11 protein-coding genes and 1 pseudogene are annotated in these 16,667 nt (G+C 73.0%); 6 read left to right on the top strand and 6 right to left on the bottom strand.

Going from position 1 to position 16,667, the window contains the following annotated elements; translation table 11 throughout:
* Positions 1-27: 27 nt before the first annotated feature.
* From OHA55_RS00060 to OHA55_RS00040, 5 genes are all read right to left on the bottom strand, one after another.
* Positions 28-4,266, bottom strand: a complete 4,239-nt coding sequence (locus OHA55_RS00060; protein WP_266701516.1) for a bifunctional nitrate reductase/sulfite reductase flavoprotein subunit alpha — start codon at positions 4,264-4,266, stop codon at positions 28-30.
* A gap of 249 nt (positions 4,267-4,515) precedes the next feature.
* Positions 4,516-6,297, bottom strand: coding sequence for an ABC transporter ATP-binding protein (locus OHA55_RS00055; protein ID WP_266701514.1), 1,782 nt, complete (start codon positions 6,295-6,297; stop codon positions 4,516-4,518).
* Complete coding sequence (locus OHA55_RS00050) at positions 6,294-8,228, bottom strand: ABC transporter ATP-binding protein (protein ID WP_266701512.1); 1,935 nt, start codon at positions 8,226-8,228, stop codon at positions 6,294-6,296. Before OHA55_RS00050 ends, OHA55_RS00055 begins: the two co-directional genes overlap by 4 nt.
* 206 nt (positions 8,229-8,434) lie before the next feature.
* Positions 8,435-9,076 (bottom strand): 3-oxoacid CoA-transferase subunit B, encoded by a 642-nt coding sequence (locus OHA55_RS00045; RefSeq protein ID WP_266701510.1) that lies wholly within the window; start codon positions 9,074-9,076, stop codon positions 8,435-8,437.
* A gap of 2 nt (positions 9,077-9,078) precedes the next feature.
* Positions 9,079-9,882: a CoA transferase subunit A gene (locus OHA55_RS00040; RefSeq protein WP_266701509.1), complete on the bottom strand. Its 804-nt coding sequence runs from the start codon at positions 9,880-9,882 to the stop codon at positions 9,079-9,081.
* Positions 9,883-10,253: 371 nt separating this feature from the next.
* Here OHA55_RS00040 and OHA55_RS00035 point away from each other — a divergent pair, with 371 nt between their 5' ends.
* The 6 genes and pseudogenes from OHA55_RS00035 (at position 10,254) to OHA55_RS00010 (ending at position 16,198) form a co-directional block, all read left to right on the top strand.
* The gene (locus tag OHA55_RS00035; protein WP_266701508.1) at positions 10,254-11,483 is read left to right on the top strand and encodes a substrate-binding domain-containing protein; all 1,230 of its coding nucleotides are present in this window, start codon (positions 10,254-10,256) and stop codon (positions 11,481-11,483) included.
* A 3-nt stretch (positions 11,484-11,486) separates the two neighbouring features.
* The gene (locus OHA55_RS00030) at positions 11,487-12,281 is read left to right on the top strand and encodes an ABC transporter ATP-binding protein (RefSeq protein ID WP_266701507.1); all 795 of its coding nucleotides are present in this window, start codon (positions 11,487-11,489) and stop codon (positions 12,279-12,281) included.
* Positions 12,278-13,099, top strand: coding sequence for an ABC transporter ATP-binding protein (locus tag OHA55_RS00025; protein ID WP_266701505.1), 822 nt, complete (start codon positions 12,278-12,280; stop codon positions 13,097-13,099). Before OHA55_RS00030 ends, OHA55_RS00025 begins: the two co-directional genes overlap by 4 nt.
* A complete protein-coding gene (locus OHA55_RS00020; RefSeq protein ID WP_266701503.1) occupies positions 13,099-13,986 on the top strand; it encodes a branched-chain amino acid ABC transporter permease in 888 nt (295 codons plus the stop codon). Before OHA55_RS00025 ends, OHA55_RS00020 begins: the two co-directional genes overlap by 1 nt.
* Positions 13,983-15,029: pseudogene (locus OHA55_RS00015) on the top strand (branched-chain amino acid ABC transporter permease); the annotation flags it as partial. The gene OHA55_RS00020 and the pseudogene OHA55_RS00015, both read left to right, overlap by 4 nt.
* 206 nt (positions 15,030-15,235) lie before the next feature.
* Positions 15,236-16,198 (top strand): alpha/beta hydrolase, encoded by a 963-nt coding sequence (locus tag OHA55_RS00010; protein WP_266701499.1) that lies wholly within the window; start codon positions 15,236-15,238, stop codon positions 16,196-16,198.
* 100 nt (positions 16,199-16,298) lie between these two features.
* On the opposite strand, the gene OHA55_RS00005 is transcribed toward OHA55_RS00010, so the two are convergent.
* Positions 16,299-16,667: CdaR family transcriptional regulator (locus OHA55_RS00005; RefSeq protein WP_266701497.1), on the bottom strand; the 369-nt coding region annotated here is incomplete at its 5' end.

Genomic DNA, 16,667 nt, shown 5'->3' with positions numbered 1-16,667 from the left:
GTGCGGTCGTCCGCTCACGTCGCCCGCTCAGTAGACGTCGCGTACGTAGCGCTTCTCCGCCGCCAGCCGCCTGACGTAGGCGGCGGCCTCCTCGGCGTCCATGGAACCGTGCACCGCCACGATGTCCCGCAGGGCCCGGTCGACGTCCTTCGCCATACGGCCGGCGTCGCCGCACACGTAGAAGTGGGCGCCGTCCTTCAGCCACTGCCACAGGCGGGGGCCGTGCTCGCGCATCCGGTCCTGGACGTAGACCTTGTTGCGCTGGTCGCGGGAGAAGGCGAGGTCGAGCCGGTCGAGGTGGCCGGACGCGCGGTACGCCTCCAGGTCCTGGCGGTGGTAGAAGTCGGTGGCCCGGCGCTGCTCGCCGAAGAACAGCCAGTTGGGCCCCGAGTGGCCGCGCGCTTGCCGTTCCTCCAGGAAGCCGATGAAGGGCGCCACCCCGGTGCCCGGACCGACCATGATCATGGGGGTGGACGGGTCCGACGGCGGGCGGAAGTGCGGGGAGCGCTGCACGAAGACCTGCACGGGGCCGTCGTCGGCGTGATCGGCGAGGTAGGTGGAGCAGACGCCCTTGCGGTCGCGGCCGAGACGGTTGGCCCAGCGGACCACGGAGACGGTGAGACGGACCTCGCCGGGGTGGGCCAGCGGGCTGGAGGAGATGGAGTACAGACGGGGCTGCAGCCGCTTGAGCGCCCCGGTCCAGTCCGCCGCCGACGCGCGGACCGGGAACTCCGCCACCACGTCCGCCGCCTGACGGCCCCAGCTCCACTTGGCCAGCGCCTCCTTGTTGTCCGGACGCAGCAGCCGCTTCAGCTCGTGACTGTCGGTGCGTTCCATCAGGAACCGCAGCAGACCGGTGCTGACGCGGGAGATGTCCAGCCGGGTGCGCAGCGCCTCCTCCAGCGCGAGCGGGCCGCCGTCACCGAGGTCCACCGGCTCGTCGGGGTCGAGGCCGGTGAGCGCCAGCCACTCGGCGGTGAGCCCCGCGCTGTTGGCCGGCCACACGCCGAGGGCGTCCCCGGCGTCGTAGGCGAGTTCGCCGCCCCGGGTGTCGAAGGCGAACTGGCGCACCTCCTTTCCCGAACCGGGCAGGCTCAGCAGCCTGTTGCCGACCAGCAGCGTGGCGAAGGGCGAGGTCCTGGTGTACCCGGCCCGCACGGGAGCGGCCGGTACGGCCGCGTGGGAGGCGGCCCCGGCCGGAACCGCGAGATCGGGCCGCCGGTCGTCGGCACCCGGACCGGCCAGGGCGGTGAGTACCTGACCGAGCCACTGTTCGGCCCGGTCCCCGAAGTCGGGTTCGCAGTCGGCGCGGGGGACCAGGCGGGTGGCGCCGAGCGCGGCGAACCGCTCGTCGAGCCTGCGGCCGTGGCCGCAGAAGTCGTCGTACGAGGAGTCGCCCAGCGCGAGTACCGCGTACCTCACTCCCGCCAGCCCGCCGACCCCCTCCTCGGACAGGCTCTGCCAGAAATCGCTGCCGTTGTCCGGGGCTTCGCCGTCGCCGAACGTGCTGGTGACCAGGAGGACATCGGTCCCGGGGACGAGGTGCGCGGGTGTCGCCTCCGCCATGGCCACGAGCTCGGGGGCGCGGCCCGCCCGCGCGAGGTGGGCCGCGGCGCCCTGGGCGAACTCCTCGGCGTTGCCGGTCTGCGAGGCCCACAGGAGCAGCAGGCGGCGGGCCGGTACGGCGGCTTGGCCGGCCGGTACGTCCACAGGTGCCGGTGTCCCTGCCCGTGCCCGGGCGTGGCCCGGTGCGGAGGCGAGGTCCGGTGCCGCGGTGCGGGAGAACATCCCCGCGAGGACACCGTCCACCCAGAGCGCGTGGCCGGAGTCGAAGGGCGCGTCCGGCGGCAGCACGGGTACGCCCGCGGCGGGCGGGGCGGCGACGAGCCCGGAGAGGTAACCGGAGAGGTAGCGGCGCTCCGGCTCGGCCAGCGGAGGCGGGGCGAGGTCGGGCAGGCCGAGCAGGGCGGCGAGCGCGAGGACGGGGGAGCCGGCCGGTGCGGCCGCCGCCACGGGTGCGGGGAGCGAGGTCACGGGTGTGGTCTCCGGTTCGGTGCTCGGGCGACTCGCGGGGACGGGGGCCACCGTCCGGGCGAGGGCGACGGCGCAGACCTTGAACTCGGGCTGGAAGGAGAGCGGGTCGACGGCGTCGTTGGTGACGGCGTTGACGCTGAGGTACTCGCCGAACAGGTCGTTCCAGTGGAAGGGTGCGAACACGGTGCCCGGCAGGACCCGGTCGGTGACCACCACGGGAAGGACGGCACGCCCGCGCCGGGAGGTGACCTCCAGGTGGTCGCCCGCCGCCACGCCCAGCCGCTCCGCGTCCTCGGGATGGACCTCCACGAACGGCCCCGGGTTCAGCTTGGTCAGCTTGGCGACCTTGCCGGTCTTGGTCAGCGTGTGCCACTGGTGCTGCAGCCGCCCCGTGTTGAGCAGGAACGGGAATTCGTCGTCGGGGAGTTCGGCGGCCGGCAGGTGCGGCCGGCCGAAGAAACGGGCGCGCCCGCTCGGAGTGGGGAAGACCAGACGCGGACGGCTGCCGTCCTCCCGCTCCAACAGAGTCTGGCTGACACCGTCGTTGAGGTAGCGCACCGGGTTGCGGTCCGGTCCGTCGGCGGCCGGCGCCGGCCACTGCACGGGGGTCTCCCGCAGCCGGTCGTACGTCACACCGCGCAGATCCCAGCCGGTCGCCGGGTTCCACGCCTGCTTGAGCTCCTCGAACACCTCCTCGGCCGAGGAGTACGTGAACCCCTCCGCGAATCCCATCGCGCAGGCGACCCGAGCGATCAACTGCCAGTCGGGCAGGGCCTGACCGGGCGGGTCGACGACCCCCTGGACGAGGGTGAGGTTGCGCTCCGAGTTGACCATGACCCCGTCGGACTCCGCCCACAGCGTCGCGGGCAGCACCACGTCCGCGTAGGCGTTGGTCTCCGTCTCGGCGAACACGTCCTGGGTGATGACGAGTTCGGCCGCCTCCAGACCGGCGATGACCGTCCTGCGGTTGGCCACCGAGGCGACCGGGTTGGTGCAGATGATCCAGCACGCCTTGACGTCACCGGCGGCCAGCCGCTCGAACATCTCCACCGTGCCGCGCCCGGCCTCGGTACGCAGCGAACCCTCGGGTATCCGCCACAGCTTCTCGGTGAAGGCGCGCTCGGCGTCGACCAGCACCGACCGCTGGCCGGGCAGCCCGGGGCCCATGTAGCCCATCTCGCGCCCGCCCATCGCGTTGGGCTGACCGGTCAGCGAGAAGGGGCCGGAGCCCGGGCGGCAGATCGCTCCGGTGGCCAGGTGCAGATTGACCAGCGCGTTCGTGTTCCACGTCCCGTGGGTCGACTGGTTCAGCCCCATGGTCCAGCAGCTCATCCACTCCCCGGCCTCGCCGATCCACCGTGCGGCCAGCCGGATGTCCTCCTCCGGGATGCCGGTGATCTCCGCGACCCGGTCGGGGGTGTACTCCGTGAGGAAGCCCGGCATCTCCTCCCAGCCCTCGGTGAAAGCGGCGATGAACTCCTCGTCGGTGTGGTCGTCCGCCACCAGCAGGTGCAACAGGCCGTTCAGCAGGGCGAGATCGGTGCCCGGCTTGATCCGCAGAAAGAGATCGGCCTTGTCGGCCGTGGCGTTGCGGCGCGGGTCGACGACGATCAGCTTGGCTCCGGACGACTTCACCCGGTCCATCATCCGCAGGAAGAGGATGGGGTGGCAGTCGGCCATGTTCGCGCCGATGACGAAGAACGCGTCCGCCCGGTCGAAGTCCTGGTACGAGCCGGGCGGGCCGTCGGCGCCGAGCGACAACTTGTAACCCGTGCCCGCGGACGCCATGCACAGCCGCGAGTTGGACTCGATCCGGTGGGTGCGGACGAACCCCTTGGCCAGCTTGTTCGCCAGGTACTGCGCCTCCAGGGACATCTGCCCGGAGACGTAGAAGGCCAGTGCGTCCGGCCCGTGCTCGTCCAGGATCGCCCGCAGCCGGCCCGCGACCGAGGCGACGGCCTCGTCCACGTCCGTCTCCACCGGTACGACGCCCCGCTCGGCACGCACCAGTGCAGTGGACAGCCGCCCCGGCGCCGACATCAGGTCGGCGCTGGTCGCCCCCTTGGTGCACAGCCGCCCCGAGTTGGCGGGGTGCGTCTTGTCCCCGTACGCCTTGGCGACCCGGCGGCGGCCGTCGGCCGGGTCCCGCAGCAGGTCGAGCACGATCCCGCAGCCGACGCCGCAGTACGAACAGACCGTACGGACGCTGCCGTCTTCCGTGCCAGATGCCACCGAACCCCCACCCCGCGGTGTGTGCCTTACCGGGCGGGACCGACCACCGGAGGTCGTGGTCCCGAGAACAGCACCGTAGGAAAACCGAATTTCCGGACGGTGTCGTGCCGGAGGCACACGGGGTTACTCCCCGCGCACACGCCCAGGTCGCGGCATGTGAGGCGGGAGGGCCGAAAGGCGTTCACCAGCTCGCGGAGAGGGAACGACCGGGCCCTCCCCGAAGGAAGGGCCCGGTCGCCGCCTCACGGATCACCCGTGCCAGGACCGCCAGAGCGCCGCGTAGGCGCCGTCCGCCGCGACCAGCTCGTCATGGCTGCCGAGTTCGCTGATCCGGCCCTTCTCGACGACCGCGATCACGTCCGCGTCGTGCGCGGTGTGCAGCCGGTGCGCGATGGCCACCACCGTCCGGCCTTCGAGCACCCGGGCCAGCGACCGCTCCAGATGCCGGGCCGCGCGCGGGTCCAGCAGCGAGGTCGCCTCGTCCAGCACCAGGGTGTGCGGATCGGCCAGGACCAGCCGCGCCAGCGCGATCTGCTGGGCCTGCGCCGGAGTCAGCGCCAGGCCGCCCGAACCCACCTCGGTGTCCAGGCCCTCCGCCAGCGCCCTGGCCCAGCCGTCCGCGTCCACCGCGGCGAGCGACGCCCAGAGTTCGGCGTCCTCGGCGCCGCTCCGCGCCAGCAGGAGGTTGTCGCGGAGCGAACCGACGAAGACGTGGTGTTCCTGGTTGACGAGCGCGACGTGCTCCCGCACCCGTTCCGCGGGCATCCGGGACAGCTCCGCGCCGCCCAGTGTCACCTCGCCGGCCCTCGGGGCGTAGATGCCCGCCAGCAGACGGCCCAGCGTGGACTTGCCCGCCCCCGAAGGGCCGACCAGCGCGAGCCGGGTGCCCGGCGCCACGTCCAGCGACACCTCGTGCAGGACGTCCACCCCGGAGCGGTAACCGAAACGGACCTCGTCGGCCCGGACCTCCCGGCCCTCGGGGAGCACCGACTCGTCACCGGCGTCCGGCTCGATGTCGCGCACCCCGACCAGCCGCGCCAGCGACACCTGGGCCACCTGCAACTCGTCGTACCAGCGCAGGATCAGCCCCAGCGGGTCGACCAGCATCTGCGCCAGCAGCGCGCCCGTCGTCAGCTGCCCGACGGTCAGCCACCCCTCCAGGACGAACCAGCCGCCCAGCATCAGTACCGTGCCGAGGATCGTCACGTACGTGAGGTTGATGACGGGGAAGAGCACCGAGCGCAGGAAGAGGGTGTACCGCTCCCACCGGGTCCACTCGAGAACGCGGCGCTCCGACAGGGCCACCCGCCGCGCGCCGAGCCGGTGGGCCTCCACGGTCCGCCCCGCGTCCACCGTCTCCGCCAGCATCGCCGCCACCGCGGCGTACCCCGCGGACTCGGAGCGGTACGCCGAAGGCGCGCGCTTGAAGTACCAGCGGCAGCCGGTCAGCAGCAGCGGCAGCGCTACCAGGACCGCGAGCGCCAGCGGCGGTGCCGTCACGGTGAGCGCGCCGATCAGCAGCCCGCACCAGACCACGCCGATGGCGAGCTGCGGCACGGCCTCACGCATGGCGTTCGCCAGCCGGTCGACGTCCGTGGTGATCCGGGAGAGCAGATCACCGGTGCCCGCGCGCTCCAGCACCCCGGGGGGCAGCCCGACCGCGCGTACGAGGAAGTCCTCGCGCAGGTCGGCGAGCATCTCCTCGCCCAGCATCGCGCTCCGCAGCCGCATGGCCCGGGTGAAGAGCGTCTGGATCACCAGAGCGACCGCGAAGATCGCGATCGTGCGCTCCAGGTGCAGGTCGGCGACCCCGTCCGCGAGGTCCTCCACCAGGCCGCCGAGCAGGTACGGACCGACTATGGAGGCGATCACCGCGACCGCGTTGGCGGCGACGAGCACGGCGAACGGCCTGCGGTGACGCCGCAGCAGGTCCCGGACGTAACCGCGCACGGTGGCGGTCGATCCCACCGGAAGGGTGGTGGCCGTCGTCGGCGCGGCCGGGTCGTACGTCGGTGGTGCGAGGCCGATCATGCCCTCTCCTCGATCTCTCCGGCTTTCCGGAAACTGTTCAGCTCGTCGGTGGCGTCCGTGCCGGGCCCGTACGGTGGTGCGGCCGGTGCGGCTGCCTCCTCCTCGGTCTCCCGGGTGACGACCGAGCGGTAGAGCGGGTCGGTGAGCAGGAGTTCGCGGTGGTGTCCCGCGGCGACGACCGTCCCGGCGTGGACCAGGACGACCCGGTCGGCGAGGTCCAGCAGCAGCGGCGAGGAGGAGAACACCACGGTCGTCCGACCCGCGCGCAGTTCTCTGATCCCGGCGCCGACCCGCGCCTCCGTGTGCGAGTCCACGGCCGAGGTCGGCTCGTCCAGGACCAGCACCTCGGGGTCGGTGACCAGCGAACGGGCCAGCGCGAGGCGCTGGCGCTGGCCCCCGGAGAGGGAGCGCCCGCGCTCGGTGATGCGGGTCCTCATCGGATCGCCGTCCGTGTCGACGGACGCCTGGGCCAGCGCGTCCAGCACGTCGTCGCAGTAGGCGGCCGACAGCGCGTCCTCGGCGCGCACCGCTCCCGACGCGGGCACGTCGAGCAGTTCGCGCAGGGTGCCGGAGAGCAGCACCGGGTCCTTGTCCTGGACCAGGACGGCCGTACGCGCCCGGCCCAGCGGCAGTTCGTCCAGCGCGACACCGCCCAGCAGTACGGACGGTACGGGCGCCGCCGCGGTTTCGACGGGGTTCGCGTCCCGCACGCCGGCCGGACCGTCCTCGGCCGGGGCGTGGCCGCCGAGGCGCTCGGCCAGGCGGCCCGCCTCGTCCGGGTCCCCGCAGACCACGGCGGTGAGGAGGCCGTGGGAGGCCAGCAGACCGGTGACCGGGTCGTACAGGTCGCCGGAGGGAAGTGCCTCCTGCGTGGTTCCGGCCGTCGCGGGAGCGGGACGCTCGTCGTGCTGCGGCTCGCGCTGTTCGTCCCGCTGTTCCCGCCTCAAGGAGAGGACCCGGACGGCGCGTTGCGCGGAGGGACGGGAGAAGGAGTAGGCCATGGCGATCTCCTCCACCGTCCGCAGCGGGTAGAGCAGCAGCATCGCCGAGTTGAACACCGTGACCAGCTGCCCCACCTCGATCTTCCCGTCGTGGGCGAGACCGGCGCCGTACCAGACCAGCGCGATCAGCAACAGTCCGGGCAGCAACACCTGGACCGCGGAGATCAGCGACCACATGCGGGCGCTGTGCACGGCCGCGCGCCGGACCTCCTGGGAGGCCCTGCGGTAGCGGTCGAGGAACAGCTCCTCCCCGCCGATGCCGCGCAGCACCCGCAGCCCGGCGACGGTGTCCGACGCCAGCTCGGTCGCCTTGCCCGCCTTCTCCCGCTGGAGGTCGGCGCGCCGGGTCGCCCGGGGCAGCAACGGCAGCACCGTCAGGGCGAGTACGGGTACGGAGAGCGCCACCAGGAAGCCGAGCGACGGCAGATACAGCACCAGGCCGACGCAGATCAGCACCAGGGCGACCGCGGAGGCGGCGAACCGGGAGAGCGCCTCGACGAACCATCCGATCTTCTCGACGTCCCCTGTCGACACGGCGACGACCTCACCGGCCGCCACCCGCCGCGTCAGCGCGGAACCGAGCTCGGCGGTCCGCCGGGCGAGGAGTTGCTGCACCCGGGCGGCGGCGGTGATCCAGTTGGTGACGGCGGTGCGGTGGAGCATGGTGTCGCCGACGGCGATGCCGATGCCGAGGAGCAGGATCATGCCCCCGCACATGACGAGCCGCTCGCCGGAGCGGTCGATCACCGCCTGCACCGCCAGGCCGGCCGCCAGCGGCAGTCCGGCCAGTGCCAGTTGGTGGAAGAGCCCCCAGGAGAGCGAAGCGAGCTGTCCCTTGAGCTGGTTGCGGCCGAGCCAGACGAGGAAACGGGGGCCGGACCGGACGTCGGGATCGCCGGGGTCCTGGTACGGAAGGTCACGAATCTGCATGGGGTCCCAAGAATCGGAAGGACGGAGTCCACCGGCGACGGGGCTACCGAAGTGGTGAAGGGCAAACAGCAAGGCTTGCCTCTCCTACCGTTCCCGGGCAAATGATTTTCCGTGGATCGGTGCCATTTCTCCTGATAGCCGAATCGCCGGGGACCTCATCCGCCCGCCTCGTCGCCGGGTGCCCCCGGGACCTCGCCGACGGGGCGTCAGACCCCCGCCGGAGCGAGGAGCCGCGCACCCGTCGCGGCGCGGACCTCCTCCTCGGTGACGCCCTCGGCGCACTCCACCAGGACCAGCCCGTCCCCGGTCACGTCGACGACGGCCAGATCGGTGATGATCCGGTGGACGACCCCGCGCCCGGTGGCGGGCAGGGTGAGCTTCTCGACGATCTTCGGAGTGCCGTCCTTCGCGGTGTGCTCCATCACCACCAGGACGCGCCGGGCCCCGTGCACGAGGTCCATCGCCCCGCCCATGCCCTTCACCATCCGGCCGGGCACGGTCCAGTTGGCGAGGTCGCCCCGGGCGGAGACCTGCATGCCGCCGAGCACGGAGACGTCGATGCGGCCCGCGCGGATCATGCCGAAGGAGAGCGCCGAATCGAAGTAGGCCGCGCCCGGCAGCACGGTCACCGTTTCCTTGCCCGCGTTGATCAGGTCCGGATGCTCCTCCCCGGCGAGGGGATACGGGCCGACGCCGAGAATGCCGTTCTCGGAGTGCAGCACCACGTGCACACCGTCCGGGAGGTGGCCGGGTATCAGGGTGGGCAGGCCGATGCCCAGATTGACGTACTGCCCGTCCAGGAGTTCCCGGGCGGCACGGGCGGCGAGTCGGTCGCGGTCGAGAGGCATCGTCAGCTCTCCTTCGTGGCGGTGGCGGTGGCGGTGGTGGCGGTCGGTACCCGCACGGCGCGTACCGTGCGGCGTTCGATGCGGCGGTCGTCCGGACCGGCCGCGACCACGTGGTCCACGAAGACGCCCGGCAGGTGCACCGCGCCGGGGTCCAGCTCGCCCGGCTCCACGATCCGTTCGGCCTCGACCAGGGTGACCCGGCCGGCCATGGCGGCGAGCGGGTTGAAGTTCGCGGCGGCCGCGTGGAAGACGCAGTTGCCGTGCCGGTCGGCCACGGCGGCCCGCACCAGGGCGAAGTCGGCGGTGATCGCCTCCTCCAGCAGGTACCGCCCGCCCCGGAACTCCCGTACCTCCTTCGGCGGCGAGGCCACCGCCACCGTGCCGTCGGGTGCGTACCGCCACGGCAGACCGCCCTCCTCCACCTGCGTGCCGACACCGGCGGGGGTGAAGAACGCGGGGATGCCCGCCCCGCCCGCGCGCAGCCGCTCCGCCAGGGTGCCCTGCGGGGTGAGTTCCACCTCCAGTTCCCCGGAGAGGTACTGGCGGGCGAACTCCTTGTTCTCCCCGACGTACGAGGAGGTCATCCGGACGATGCGCCCGGCGCGCAGGAGGAGGCCGAGGCCCCAGTCGTCGAGGCCGCAGTTGTTGGAGACGACCCGCAGGCCGCCGGTTCCGGCCTCCACGAGGGCGGCGATCAGCGCGGAGGGGATGCCGCACACGCCGAAGCCGCCGACCGCGAGCAGCGCGCCCTCGGGAATGCCGGCCACCGCCCGAGCGGCGGAGTCCACCACCTTGTCCATGCTCATGTCCTTGTGCCTGCTTCCGTACGGGGGAGAGGAGCTGCCCGCGCCCCGGGGAAGGGGGCGCCCGGCGGTACGCCGTGGGCGCGGCGGCTCGTCGGGTACACCGCGCGGGGGCCGGGCGGCGCTGAATTCGATGCCCGGAGCCGCCCGCCGTACACGATCGCCGCCGCCGGGACGGCCCCGCCATGTGGCCCGGGCACATGAGCGGGGCCGCAGGTGCGGTGCACGGCACCATGTCGGCGCCGGTGGCCAACTTTTACCGTCCCAACCGTCAGAAAACCGCGCCGCCACCGCCGTCCGCGCAGAAGTGCCCCGCTCCAGGGAGCATGATCGGGACAGGACCGGTGCGGCCCCCACTCCCCAGGAGCCGGCCGATGTCCGTCAACTCAGCCCACCCCCGCCGCACAAGAACCCTCACCGCCCTCTCCGCCCTCGCGCTCTCCGCGCTCCTCGCCTCGGGCTGCGCCCAGGCGGGCACGGCTGGTTCCGACGCCTCGGACTCCGGCGGAGCCAAGACCGTCCAGGTCGGCCTCGTCTACTCCAAGACCGGTCCGCTCGCCGCCTACGGCAAGCAGTACATCGAGGGGTTCAGGGCCGGACTGGAGTACGCCACCCAGGGCACCGGCAAGGCCGGCGGCCGGACCATCGAGGTGACCGAACGCGACGACGCGGGCGACGCCTCCAAGGCGGTCGCCGCGGGCAAGGACCTCATCGGCAAGGGCGCCAAGATCATCGCAGGCTCCACCGACTCCGGCATCGCCCTCCAGATGGCCCCGCTCGCCGCCCAGAACAAGGTGCTCTTCATCGACGGCCCTGCCGCCACCGACGCGGTCACCGGCATCAACAGGTACACCTTCCGGTCCGGCCGCCAGTCCTACCAGGACACCCTGACCGCCGCGGCGATGCTCGGCGACGCCAAGGGAAAGAAGGTCACCGTCCTCGCCCAGGACTCCACCTTCGGCCAGGCCAACGTGGCCGCGGTCAAGGCCGTCCTCGGCGGCGAGGGCGCCCAGGTGTCGTCGGTGCTCGCACCGCCGAGCGCCACCGACCTGACCCCGTTCGCCCGCCAGGTCAAGTCCGCAGGGCCCGACCTGGTCTTCGTCGCCTGGGCCGGAGCCACCGCTCCCGCGCTGTGGACGGCGCTCGACCAGCAGGGGGTCCTCGCCGCGTCCACCGTCACCACCGGGCTCGCGGGCACCGCCTCGTACCCCGTCTTCGGTTCAGGCGGCGAGAAGATCACCTTCCTCGCCCACTACTTCGCGGGCGCGGCCGGCACCGAAGCCGAGAAGGCCATGACCGCCTCGGTCGAGAAGGCGGGCGGCACCCCCGACCTGTTCACGCCGGACGGCTTCAGCGCCGCGCAGATGATCGTGCGCGCGGTCGAGGAGGGCGGCGGCGACGTGGACGCCATGGTGAAGGCCCTGGAGGGCTGGACGTTCGAGGGCGTCAAGGGCGAGCAGCGGATCCGCGCGGAGGACCACGCCATGCTCCAGCCGATGTTCCAGGCGAAGCTCAAGGGCAGCGGCGCCACCGCGGTGCCCGAGCTGATCAAGAAGCTCCCGATGGGCGACGTCGTTCCTCCCGTCAAGCCGCTGGCGGGCTGATCCATGACCGCAGCACTCCACAACCCCGAGGACGGGCCGGGCGCCCGAGCGCCCGGCGCCACCGTCCTCGCTCTGGAGTCCGTCGGCTGGACCGTCGGCGGCGCCACCATCCTCCAGGACGTCACCCTCGACGTCCGCGAGGGCGAGTTCCTCGCCTTCATCGGCCCCAACGGGGCCGGCAAGACCTCGCTGTTCAACCTGATCAGCGGCCTCGTCCCGGCGACCACCGGCCGCGTCGTCCTCGACGGGACCGACATCACGGGCGAGGCCCCGCACGCCCGGGCGCGGCGCGGACTCGGCCGAACCTTCCAGACGTCGAGCCTCTGGCCCGCGATGAGCGTCTCCGAACACGTCCGGCTCGGCGCGCAGGCGGCGGGCGGCGGTTCGTACCGGATCTGGCGACGGGCCTCCCGCTACCAGGACCAGGTCGACGACGTACTCGCCCGTACCGGCCTGGCGCACCGTGCCGACGCCCTGGCCGGGGCCCTCTCGCACGGGGAGAAGCGGAAACTCGAGCTCGCCGTCCTGCTCGTCGGCGAACCCCGCCTGATGCTGCTCGACGAACCGATGGCGGGCGTCAGCGCCGAGGAGATCCCCGCTCTGACCGAGCTGATCCGCGGCCTGCACCGGGACGAGGGCCGCACCGTACTCATGGTGGAGCACCACATGGACGTCCTGCTGGGGCTGGCCGACCGGCTCGCCGTGATGCACCACGGGCGTCTCCTCGCGCTGGACACCCCCGAAGCCGTGACCGCCGACGCCACCGTGCAGCAGGCTTACCTGGGAGCGGCCCTGTGAACACCGACCGGAGCCCCGGGCCCGCCACCGGCACCGGGCCGCTGCTCTCCGTCCGCGGTCTGCGGGTGCTGATCGGCGGACGGCACATCCTGCACGGCGTCGACCTCGACGTCGCGCCCCGGGGCGTCACCGCCCTGCTCGGCCGCAACGGTGCGGGCAAGACCACCACCGTGCGCGGGGTGCTCGGACTGGTGCCGCGCACCGGCAGTGTGCTGCTGGACGGCGGCGAGACCGTGCACCTGCCCACGCACACCCTGGTGCGCCGGGGCATCGGTTACGCCCCCGAGGACCGGGGGATCTTCGCCGGACTGACCGTCGCGGAGAACCTCCGGCTGGCCGAACGCCCGGGCGGTGAACCGGACTACCCGCTCGTCCACGAACTCTTCCCCGAACTCCGCACCCGTGCGAAGCAGTTGGCGGGCACGCTCTCCGGCGGCCAGCAGCAGATGGTGGCCATCGGCCGCACCCTGCTCAACAGCAACCGGCTGATCATCGCCGACGAACCGACCAAGGGCCTCGCCCCGAAGGTCGTCACCGAGGTCACCGAGGTCCTGGAGCGCGCCGCCGAAGCCGTCCCGGTTCTGCTCGTCGAGCAGAACCTCGCCATGGTCCGCCGGCTCGCCACGCACCTCACGGTGCTCGCGGACGGCCGTACCGCGCACCAGGGACCCGCCGCCGCACTCCTCGGCGACCCGGAGGCCACCCGCCGCCTGCTGGGTGTCGGCCGCGCACCGACCCCCGCCACCCCGTCCGCCGCATCCGCCGACGCAGCCGCGTCCGGGGCCGTGCGGCCCGACCGCTCGGAGGCCGACGCCTGATGGACACCGTCGTCCTGCTCACCCTGACCGGCCTCGGCCTGGGTGCGCTGTACTTTCTCGTCGCCTCCGGGCTGTCGCTGATCTTCGGCCTGATGGACGTGCTGAACTTCGCCCACGGCGCGCTGCTGTCGATCGGCGCCTACGCGACCTGGTGGGCCGCCTCCGGCAACCTCCCCGGGGCCGGGTCCGGCGGATTCGGCTTCGTGTGGGCCGTCGCCTTCGGCGTCCTCGTCGGGACCCTCGCGGCGATCCTCCTCGAACTCGTCGTCGTACGCCCCCTCTACACCCGCCCGCGCGAACAGGTCCTCGCCACGGTCGGCGTCTCGCTGGCCGTACCCGCCCTGCTCTCGGGCATCTGGGGCACCGACCCGCTCACCTTCCCCGGCCCCGACGCGCTGAAGGACACCATCGGCGTACTCGGCGCCAGCGTCCCCGCCAACCGGCTGGTCCTGATCGCCGCCGCCGTACTCGTCTGGGCCGGTCTGAAACTCTTCCTCGACCGCACCCGGCACGGACTGGTGGTCCGCGCGGGCGTCGAGGACCGGGCGATGGTCACGGCGCTGGGCATCGACGTCCGCAAGGCGTTCACCCTCGTCTTCGCCATCGGCGGCGCGGCCGCGGCACTCGGCGGCGCGCTGGGCGGTCTGTACTTCGGTTCGGTCGACCCTCGCCAGGGCACCTCGCTGCTGATCTTCGCCTTCGTGGTCGTCGTGACCGGCGGCATGGGCTCGGTGAGCGGCGCGGCCGTGGCGTCCGTCGTCATCGGGCTCATCCAGCAGTTCGCCAACTACTACACCACCGCCGGCCTCGGCGACCTCGCGGTCGTCGCGCTGCTCGCCGCCCTGCTGCTGGTGCGCCCGCGCGGTCTCACCGGGAGGCTCGCATGAGCACGCTCACCACCACGGAAGGCATCTCCGCCCGCCGCCTGCTGCGCTGGTGGCCCGCCGGACTCTTCGTCCTGCTCTTCGTCCTGCCGTACAGCGCCGTCGACGTCCCCGGACTGCTGGACGGGCCGGTCGGCAGCCCGGGGAGCCTCCAACTCCTCGCGCTCTGCCTGCTGTTCGGAGCCCTTGCCACCGGCTACGACCTGCTGCTCGGCCGTACCGGACTGCTCTCCTTCGGCCATGCGCTGTACTTCGCGGCGGGCAGCTACGCCACCAACACGATGATGCAGGAGGCCGGACTCTCCTTCGGACTCTCCGCGGTGCTCGGTCTGGTCTTCGGCGTCGTGCTGTCCGTGCTGCTCGGCTCGGTGAGCCTGCGGGTCACCGGTATCGGCTTCTCGATGGTGACGCTGGCGTTCGCCCAGGCCGGCTCGATCCTGGTGGCCCGCGATCCCGGCGGCTTCACGGGCGGAGAGGAGGGCCGGGCGGTCGCCGCCGACGTCCTGCCCGCCGGCCTCGTCGGCATCCAGAACACCGCCAACCTGTACTGGATCACCCTCGCCTTCCTCGGCCTCGCCCTCGTCGTCGTGCACTGGACCACCCACTCGCCGACCGGCCGGGTCTGGGAGGGCATCAAGGAGAACGAGCGCAGGGTCGAGGTGCTGGGCCTGCGCCCGTACGGATTCAAGCTGGTCGCCTTCACCGTGGCGGGCGGCCTCGCCGCGCTCGGCGGGATCGTGCACCTGCTGCTGACCGGCGGCTCCACCCCACAGACGACCAGCTCCGAGTTCACCCTGGCGCTGCTGGTCATGGTCGTCCTCGGCGGCTCCGGCACCCGCTGGGGACCGATGCTCGGCGGCGTCCTCTACACCTGGGCCGACCACCGTCTCGGCGACGTGGCGAACTCCGCCGCCGTCGCCGATCTGCCCGCCGTCCTGCGGGTGCCGCTCAGCCAGCCGCTGTTCCTGCTCGGCGTGCTGTTCGTGATCGTCGTCAACGTCCTGCCCGGTGGCCTCGCCGCCCTGCCCGGCCGGCTCCGCGCGGCACGCAGCGGTCGCGCTCCCGACGCCGGGACCCCGGCGGAGACCGGGACGCACCACGACTCCCCGGACGGACCCGCCGTCCGGCAGAGTACGCCTCCGGGGGAGCCCACCGACGCGGCCCCCGACCCCGCCGGTCACGCCGGCGAGGCTGCCCCCGACCCCGCCGGTCACGCCGGAACCGGCGCCGGCCCGAAGAAGAGGAACCTGTCGTGACCACCGCCGAAACCGCGCCCGCCGCCGTACCCGCGGGACCGGACCCGCTGCCCCACGACGAGCTGCGCGTCCCGGTCGACGGCGGTGACCTCGCCGTCCTGCGCTGGCCCGCGTCCGACCCGGGGGCCCCCACGGTGCTGGCCCTGCACGGCATCACCGCCAACGGCCTCTCCTGGGGAGCGGTCGCCCGCCGTCTCGCGGGCCGGGCCACCCTCCTCGCCCCCGACCTGCGCGGCCGCGCGGGCAGCGCGCACCTGCCGGGGCCGTACGGCATCGCCGCGCACGCCGACGACGCTGCCGCGGTCGCGGCGGCACTCGCCCCGGACCGCCCGGTGCTCGCCGGGCACTCCATGGGCGCGTTCACGGCAGCCCTCGCCGCGGTACGCCATCCCGGGCTGTTCGGCCGGCCGCTCCTGGTGGACGGCGGGGTCGGCTTCCCCGCCCCCACCCATCTCTCCCCGGACGAGCTGATGACCGCTGTCATCGGACCGGCCATGGACCGGCTGACCATGACCTTCCCGGACCGCGCCGCGTACCGGACGTTCTGGCAGGCGCACCCCGCCTTCGCGGACGGGTGGACGCCCGAGGTGGACGCGTACATCCAGCGCGACCTGACCGGCTCCGAACCGGAGATGCGGTCCTCCTGCCGGCTGGAGGCCGTCCGCACCGACGGGGTCGGCCTGTTCGACGAGGAGGTGCTGGCCGCCGTCCGCCGGCTGCCCGAACCGGCCACCCTGCTCTGGGCGGACCGCGGCCTGATGGACGAACCGCAGGGGCTCTACGACCAGGAGCGCCTGGACGCCGCCGCGCTGGACGGCACCGGGGTCACCACCCTGCGCGCACCGGACACCAACCACTACACGGTGCTGACCGGCGAGGCGGGCGCGACGCTCGTCGCACGGCTGCTGCTGGAGGCGGCGGGCCACGACGGCGCGGGGTCCGGTGCGGGGTCCGCCTGATCCGCCGGATGCCTCCGGTCCCGGCCGCAGGGCCCGGAGGCGCGACGCTCCACGGGGCCTGGAGGCGCGACGCCCCGCCGGGCCCGGAGGCCGCGCTGCCTCACCCGCTCAACCGGGCAAGTCGGAGCGCGAGTTGAATCTCCAGCGCGCGGTCCGGCAGGTTCCAGTCCGGGCCGAGGAGCGCCTCGATGCGGTCGAGGCGCTGCACCACCGTGTTGACGTGCACGTGCAGGGCGTCCTTGGCACGGGTCAGACTGGTGCCCGCCTCGAAGTAGGCGGCGAGGGTGCGGACCAGCTCGGTGCCGCGCCGGGCGTCGTAGTCGAGGAGCGGGCCGAGCGTGGCGCGGACGAACCCGCCGACGTCCCGCGCATCTCCCAACAGCACGCCCAGGAAGCCAAGTTGATGAGCGGATGCACCTTCGCCCTGTCGGCCCAGAACGTGCAGGGCACGCAGACCCAGCGCACCGCC

Source organism: Streptomyces sp. NBC_00102 (genome assembly GCF_026343115.1).
Classification (GTDB): Bacteria; Actinomycetota; Actinomycetes; order Streptomycetales; family Streptomycetaceae; genus Streptomyces.
The sequence above is the reverse complement of the archived record's forward strand: the minus strand, read 5'-3'. Positions and strand labels throughout refer to the sequence as shown.